Below are 6,679 nucleotides of genomic sequence, written 5' to 3' on the forward strand. Positions count from 1 at the left end.
CTACTTTCCGGCATCGAAAAAGCACGATTGTGGGCGTATTTCCACAAGGATTGGTTGCTTCAGATGCGCAGCCTTCTCCGCCTTCAATTACCGGAAGAGTACCGCCTGTTCGTGGAATCAGAAGCGATCCTGATCTCGCCCGATGCGACCGCATCGGTCCTGCCGGATGCGTCCACAGCCAGGCCCGAAAAGGCGACAGCCTCGACTTCCAAAGTGTCGGTCAGCCGTGCAACGGCAGCGGTGATCGAAGTCGAAGAGCCGAGAGAGACTGTCAATAGGTACCGTCTTCTGATCCGTCGCGCTCCGGAGAATCTCGTGGTCGCGGCGCTGGAGATTCTATCCCCTTCCAACAAAGGGCTCGGAAGCAGCATCGATCAAGAAAAGCACCTTCGGAAACGCAGCGCACTTCTGGATGCCGGCGTCAACGTCCTGGAAATCGATGCGCTGCTCGAAGGGAATCGCATCCTGCCTGCCTCGCTTTCGAGTTTGGCGGAGTTCGATCGCAACGCTTGGACAGCGTTTCATTCGGACGGGCAGAGGAAGCTGCGCGGATGGGGATGGAACGAGCCCGATCCATTACCGATCATCTCGTGGAAGGTCGATGATGAGCTCGAAGTGCTCGTCGACCTTCCACTGGCGCTCGAACAAGCGCGCGAGTTCAACCGGTGGGACTCGCTCGTTCCCTCGTCCTGACGTTTCTCCGGTTCGACGATATCCCAGAACTATTTCTTGAGCTCGACGACGATGACCTCCATCGTCTCCGGCCCCTCGTTGAGATCGCCATGCTGTTCGTCCGGAGGGTCGGCATCGAGCCAGTACGCCTTGCCGTCTTCCCATTCGTAGGTATCGACCGTCTCTCCCGACTCATCGATGACCTTGAGCGTTCCGCCTTTGAGAGCGATGAGGGCGCGTCCGTGGTCGTGGCGGTGCAAGCGCAAGGGTGAATTGGGAACAATGACACTCTTCCATACCTTGACGTGCTCGTTCTCGAACTGGGGCTCGCGGCGTGATTGCTGCTCTTGAACGGCCACGGTGAGGCCAGAGGAGACCACGGCGGTGGCCGCGATCAAGACGAGGATGCGGAGCTTGGACATCGTAACCTCCTGATCAGTGCTTCCGCGCGCCGGACTCGTAGACCGACGGGTCGAAGCTCGAAGACTTGATGCGGAAGATCGACTCGAGCTCGGGCTCGGGGTCGGCACCAGAGGCGCGGCGGGCGATGTAATCGCCTAGCACCGGTCCATGTTTGAAGCCATGGCCCGAGCCCCCTCCCGCGATCCAGGCGTTCGACCAGCTCGGATGCTTCTGGATAATGAAGTGCTCGTCGACGCTCATCTCGAGCTGACAGACCCGGCTTTCCACCAGAGGCTGATTCGCGAGGGCGGGAAATCGCTCGGCGAGATAGGCGCGGGCCCGCTGGAGCTGGTAGGCGGATGGGACTCGCTCGTCCCGATCGGGATCGAACGGCGTCATCTCGCCCACGGGACACACCTTGAATCCGCGGCCGTCGATCGAGGGAAAGCCATAGTAGGCGCTTTCCGAATAATTCGGAAGATTGGGGTAGCTGAAGCGATCGTCCCCCGGTGGAGTCCCGAAGAAGAAGACGTCCCTTCGTGGGACGAACAGCTTGCCTTTCATCGTCTCGGGAAACATCTGCGGAAGCCACGGACCGCAAGCGAACACATAGGTGGCGGCCGAGAGCGACGTCGCGTTCGTCAGCCGGATGCTCTCGAGGCGAGCCCCTGAGACGCGTGGCGGTTCGACCCGTCCCAGGATGAGCTGCCCTCCCTTCTTCTGGAAGGCCTCGGCGACTCGCTGCAGGGCGAAACGCGCCCGCAGCACGGCGGCGCTCGGCTCGAACAGCGCGAACGAAACCCCCTCGGGACGCATCTGGGGATAGCGCTTCTCGAGCTCTTCGGTAGACACGACCTCGCAACCGACGCCGAGTTTTTCGAGCACGCGCTGGGTGGCCTTCAGGGAATCGCTCCACTCGGCCGCAAGCTGCAGCCGTCCCGTCTCGAAAAGGAGCCTCTGGCCGAATTCCTCCTCGCGTGCCCTCCACAGGTCGAAAGCTTTCAGGACCCATCTCGAATAGAGCTCCTGGTCACCGTAGCCCACGCGGATCTGTCTCGTCTCGCCGCCCGAGCTGGCACGCGAGTTCCCCGGCCCGTAGGCGTCCACGAGAGCCACGCGATGACCGAGCTCCCGAAGATGAAGAGCCGTCCAGGCGCCGAATGCCCCCGCCCCGACGACGACGAAATCCGGCGACTGGGCCATGACGACGCGGGGCCCCATGATTCCCGCGGCGGCCGTCTTGATGAAGGTTCGTCGCGCAATACGTGTCATGTCCTACTCCGCTTCGTGAACGATCTTTCCACCCACGATCGTGGCGATGATCTTGCCTGCGAACAGAGCTCCCGGATCCTTCCCGCCGGTCTCGAGCGGATCGAGATCCAGGATCGTGATATCCGCCCACTTGCCTGGCTCGAGGGTTCCGGTCTCGTTCTCGAGCTTGGCCGCGTAAGCATTCCAGATCGTGTATCCGCGGACCGCTTCCTCGGGAGTCACCCGCTGCTCCGGATACCAGCCTCCGGGCGGCACGAGCTCCTTGTCACGGCAGGTGATGGCCGAATGGAGCCCATAAAAGATATCGTGATCCGAGCCCGCGAGATCGGAGTTGAAAGCGAGCCGGGCGCCCACCTGACGCATCGTTCTCCACGCGTAAGCCCCCTTGATTCGCTCGGGACCGAGACGATCCTCCGCCCACCTCTTGTCCTCGGCGCAATGCGGAGGTTCCATCGAGGCGATCACATTGAGCTCGGCGAACCGGCGAAAGTCGTCAGGATGTACGACCTGAGCATGCTCGATTCGGTGGCGCAAATCGCGGGTCTCGGGATTCGCCTCGATGACCGACTCGAGGAAGTCGAGCGTCTCGCGATTACCCGCATCACCGATGGCGTGGATTCCGACCTGGAATCCCGCCCGCATCATCTCGGCGACCAGCTCTATGTCGAAGCCGTATTCGCCCCCGGCAACTCCCTTGTGACCGGGCATGTCGGAGTAGTCCTCGATGAGCCGGGCGCCGCGCGAGCCGAGCGCCCCGTCGTAGTACGCTTTGACCGAGCGAACGATCAGCATCGAATCGTTGTCCCGCTCCGGCCCTTTTGTCAGCCACTCGCGACACAGGTCGCCGTCACGGGCGGAAAGCATCGCGTATACCCGAATCGGAAGGCCTCCCTTTGCCTCGAGCGCCTCGAATGCCGTCATCAAACGCCGATCGACACCCGCCTCGTGGACGGCCACGTAGCCGTCACGAGCCATTCGTTCGAGACCCGCCTGCACCCAACGCTCGTACTCCTTGTCCGTGGGCGGTGGAATGGCATCGGTCAACAAACGCCCCGCTCGGTCGAGAAGAATTCCGGTGAGCTCACCATTTTCGTCCTTCACGATTCGTCCGCCGCTCGGAGGCTCGGTTTCGGGGGTGATGCCTGCCTCCTCGAACGCCTTGCGATTCGCCCACACGGCGAAGCCATGGAGGCTCCGCATCACCACGGGATTGTCGGGAAACCTCTCGTTCAGGAGATCCCACGTGGGGTAGTGGCTCGCCCAGTCGCTGTCGTCCCAACCGCGGGCTACGATCCATTCGCCCGCGGGCATGTTCTTCGCCGCCTCGACGACCCGTTCGACTGCCTCGTTCTCGGTCTCGACGCCAAAGAGGTTGATCTGCGCCTCGAGCTCACCGAGCCCGGCCACGTGCGTGTGCGAGTCGATGAGCCCGGGAAGGATCGAGCCGCCCCGAGCGTCCAAAACGCGCGTTCTGTCGTCGCGAAACGACGACACCTCGGCCTCGGACCCCACCGCGAGAATCCTTCCACCGTTGAGCGCCACTGCCTCCGCGTCGGGTAGCCAAGCGCCGTTTGAGAAGGGAGAGTCGGCCGCGGGTGTGCCATCGGGCGCCGGGTCATCCCAGGCGAAGGTGTACACACGACCGTTCGTGACGATCAGATCGGCTTTGGGGCCAGAGTCGGGGGCCGCACAGGCGACGGCCAGGAGCAAAAGCCAGATCGTGCGATGCATGGGGACCATCTCCTTACCAGCGGTGGATTATATCGCTCATTTACCATACACTCGCTCCTCTCTAAGTTTGGAGGTGCGATTCGTCATGTGCCCACGATGGATTCTCCTGACTCTAGCCGTGAGCTTCGGCTGCGTGCACGCGCAAACCACGGTCTCCGACGCTCCCGACACGCCCTTCAAGCTCGCCACGTACGACGCGGGTCGCGGCGAGCGTGTCGGCCTCACCCTCGGGGATCGGATCCTCGATCTCGGGGACGCCAACGATTACATCGCCCGAGAGGCCGGCCTGGGAGCCATGCCCGTTCCCACGGAAATGAAGCAGCTCATCGAGGAGTACGACCGGGTGCGTTCGCGCCTCTACCAGATCGCCAACTTCCTCGACGGCAAGACCGACGGCCTCGCGTTCGCTCATGACGTGGCCGACGTTTCGCTGAAAGCGCCCATCAAGTACCCGTGGAACCTCCTGGCGGCCGCCGCGAACTACCGGTCGCACGCCGCCGAGATGAACACCGAAGCGAACGTCGACCCCGACAAGGACTTTCCGTTCCTGTTCGCCAAATCGGCGCGCTCGGGCATCATCGACCCGGGCGAGCCCTACTTCATTCCTCCCGGCCGCGACAAGATCGACTGGGAGGGTGAGCTCGGGATCGTCATCGGCAACGCGGCCAGTCGGGTTCCGCTCGAGAACGCGATCGACCACGTCTTCGGATTCACGATCGTTTACGACGTGAGCGACCGCGGCGGCCAGCACCGCGGCAACCCCATGTTCCAGGGACCGGACTGGTTCTCGGGAAAGAGCCGCGACCGCGCGGCGCCGATGGGCCCCTTTATCACCCCCAGAGAGTTTCTTCCCAACCACGCGAATCTGCGGCTCGTTACCAAGGTCAACGATCGCGTGGTCCAGGACGGCAACACAAAGGACCTCATCTACGACACCGAGCACCTCGTGCACCACATCAGCCAGATCCTGACTCTGTACCCCGGGGACGTCATCGCCTCCGGAACGCCCGACGGCGTCGGTGCGGGCCGAAAGCCTCCGGAGTTTCTCAAGCCCGGTGACGTCGTCTCGATCGAGATCGAGGGCATCGGGACGCTGACGACACCGATGGAGGCCCCTTCACCGACGTCTTGAAACTCGGAGTCCGCCGGCGCAATGTTCAGGGCAATACCCAGATAACACCGGTCCCCTCGCGGACCACGATGTGGCGGTCGAGGGGAACGTCCACAAAGGTCTGACTGCGATCCGTAGTCGGCCAGTAGATCTGAAGGCGCTCGATGCGCTCAGCCTTCCCGAGCCCGATCATCTGATGTGCCAACGAGTTGGCGCCGAAGCTTCCGCCGCTGTTGACGTGCTTGTAGATCGTTCTGCCGTCTAGCTCCAGGCGAATTCGCGCCCCAATTGCCGCGCGATTGGACTCGACCCCGACCGGGGTAATGGTGATCCAGTGGTTCCCGAAGCCGGGGTTCTCGTAGAGCACGTCGTTGAACTTGTCGCCCGCGAGAGCCCCGCCCATTTGCTCGAAGACGTCCTGGTCGCCGTCGTTATCGAAGTCCAGGAAGGCGATGCCGTGTCCCTTCTGAAGGTGTCCGAAGCCGCTCGCGCTGACGTTCGCGAAGTAGTTCCCGTCCCGGTTCCAGTACATGACGTTCGGCATGAGGGCGAAATAGGGTGGATACCCCGTGCCCAGATAGAAATCCGGGAATCCATCATGATCGAGGTCGCCGAAGTTGGCGCCCATCGGCGCCGAGGGCTCATCCAGGCCCACCTCCTGGCCAACTTCGCGGAAGCCGCCGCGGCCGTCGCCTCGATACAGACGCGCTTTTTCACGCGGGTAGCTCTTCGTCAGGTAGAACCTCGTCAGGTCCTCGACGAGCGCCTCGTAAGCCGAGACGAAGATGTCGAGCGCGCCGTCGTTGTCGAAATCCCAGAACCACGCGGGAAAGCTTCGCCGCGGAGTCGTGACGTCCAGGGCCTCGGCGACGTCCTCGAACGTCCCGTCACCACGGTTCCGGTAGAGCCGGTTCTCATCGTCGAGGTTCGATACGTAGATGTCGGGGTACCGGTCGGCGTCGTAGTCCCCGAAAACGACCGCCTTGGCGAACCGCCGATTCTCGACACCCGCTCTTGCGGCGACGTCGACGAAACGGCCGTTGCCCTGGTTCTCGAAGAGTTGTGCGGGAGCAACGAGCTCGTCGTTGGTCTCGTTTCCCACGTAGAGATCCAGATCACCATCGTTGTCGTAATCGCCCCATGAGGCCGTCTGGGTCGGGAAGTGCTCGTCTCCGAGCCCGGTCTCGAAGGTGACGTCGGTGAACGTTCCATCCCCGTTGTTCCGGAGAAGCGAGTTGGGGTGGCGGCCGCCCGGACCGAGCCACGCGCCTCGCAGAAGCAGCACATCGATGTCACCGTCGTCATCGTAATCGCCCTGAACCATGTTGAGCCCGCCGAGGATGCCCTCGAGATTTGCCGCCTCGGTATGCTCGGCGAAGCTCCCGTCTTCCCGGTTCAGAAACAATCGCACCGACTCCCAGGGATCGTACGAGGAGACCATGAGGTCGACGAAGCCGTCTCCATCGAAATCTTCGACGACGACGCTTCCCG

Annotated in this window: 6 protein-coding genes; 2 read left to right on the plus strand and 4 right to left on the minus strand. The window is 62.7% G+C overall.

What is annotated here, in order from left to right; genetic code table 11:
• A partial coding sequence (locus tag VEK15_26215) for a DUF4058 family protein (GenBank protein HXV64223.1) occupies nt 1–693 on the plus strand: 693 nt, incomplete at its 5' end.
• Between the two features lie 29 nt (nt 694–722).
• Here VEK15_26215 and VEK15_26220 read toward each other — a convergent pair.
• The 3 genes from VEK15_26220 to VEK15_26230 are packed head-to-tail and all read right to left on the minus strand — an operon-like array spanning nt 723 to nt 4,077.
• Nucleotides 723–1,094, minus strand: coding sequence for a hypothetical protein (locus VEK15_26220; GenBank protein ID HXV64224.1), 372 nt, complete (start codon nt 1,092–1,094; stop codon nt 723–725).
• Nucleotides 1,095–1,107: 13 nt separating this feature from the next.
• Nucleotides 1,108–2,346 carry an FAD-dependent oxidoreductase gene (locus VEK15_26225; protein HXV64225.1) on the minus strand — a complete coding sequence of 413 codons (1,239 nt, stop codon included), beginning with the start codon at nt 2,344–2,346 and terminating at the stop codon, nt 1,108–1,110.
• A 3-nt stretch (nt 2,347–2,349) separates the two neighbouring features.
• Nucleotides 2,350–4,077 (minus strand): amidohydrolase, encoded by a 1,728-nt coding sequence (locus VEK15_26230; protein ID HXV64226.1) that lies wholly within the window; start codon nt 4,075–4,077, stop codon nt 2,350–2,352.
• A gap of 85 nt (nt 4,078–4,162) precedes the next feature.
• On the opposite strand from VEK15_26230, the gene VEK15_26235 reads away from it, so the two are divergent.
• Nucleotides 4,163–5,209, plus strand: a complete 1,047-nt coding sequence (locus tag VEK15_26235; protein ID HXV64227.1) for a fumarylacetoacetate hydrolase family protein — start codon at nt 4,163–4,165, stop codon at nt 5,207–5,209.
• 25 nt (nt 5,210–5,234) lie between these two features.
• Here VEK15_26235 and VEK15_26240 read toward each other — a convergent pair.
• On the minus strand, nt 5,235–6,679 hold a 1,445-nt coding region (locus tag VEK15_26240; GenBank protein HXV64228.1), incomplete at its 5' end, for a CRTAC1 family protein.

It is taken from the genome of Vicinamibacteria bacterium (assembly GCA_035620555.1).
In the GTDB taxonomy this organism is placed as follows: Bacteria; Acidobacteriota; Vicinamibacteria; order Marinacidobacterales; family SMYC01; genus DASPGQ01.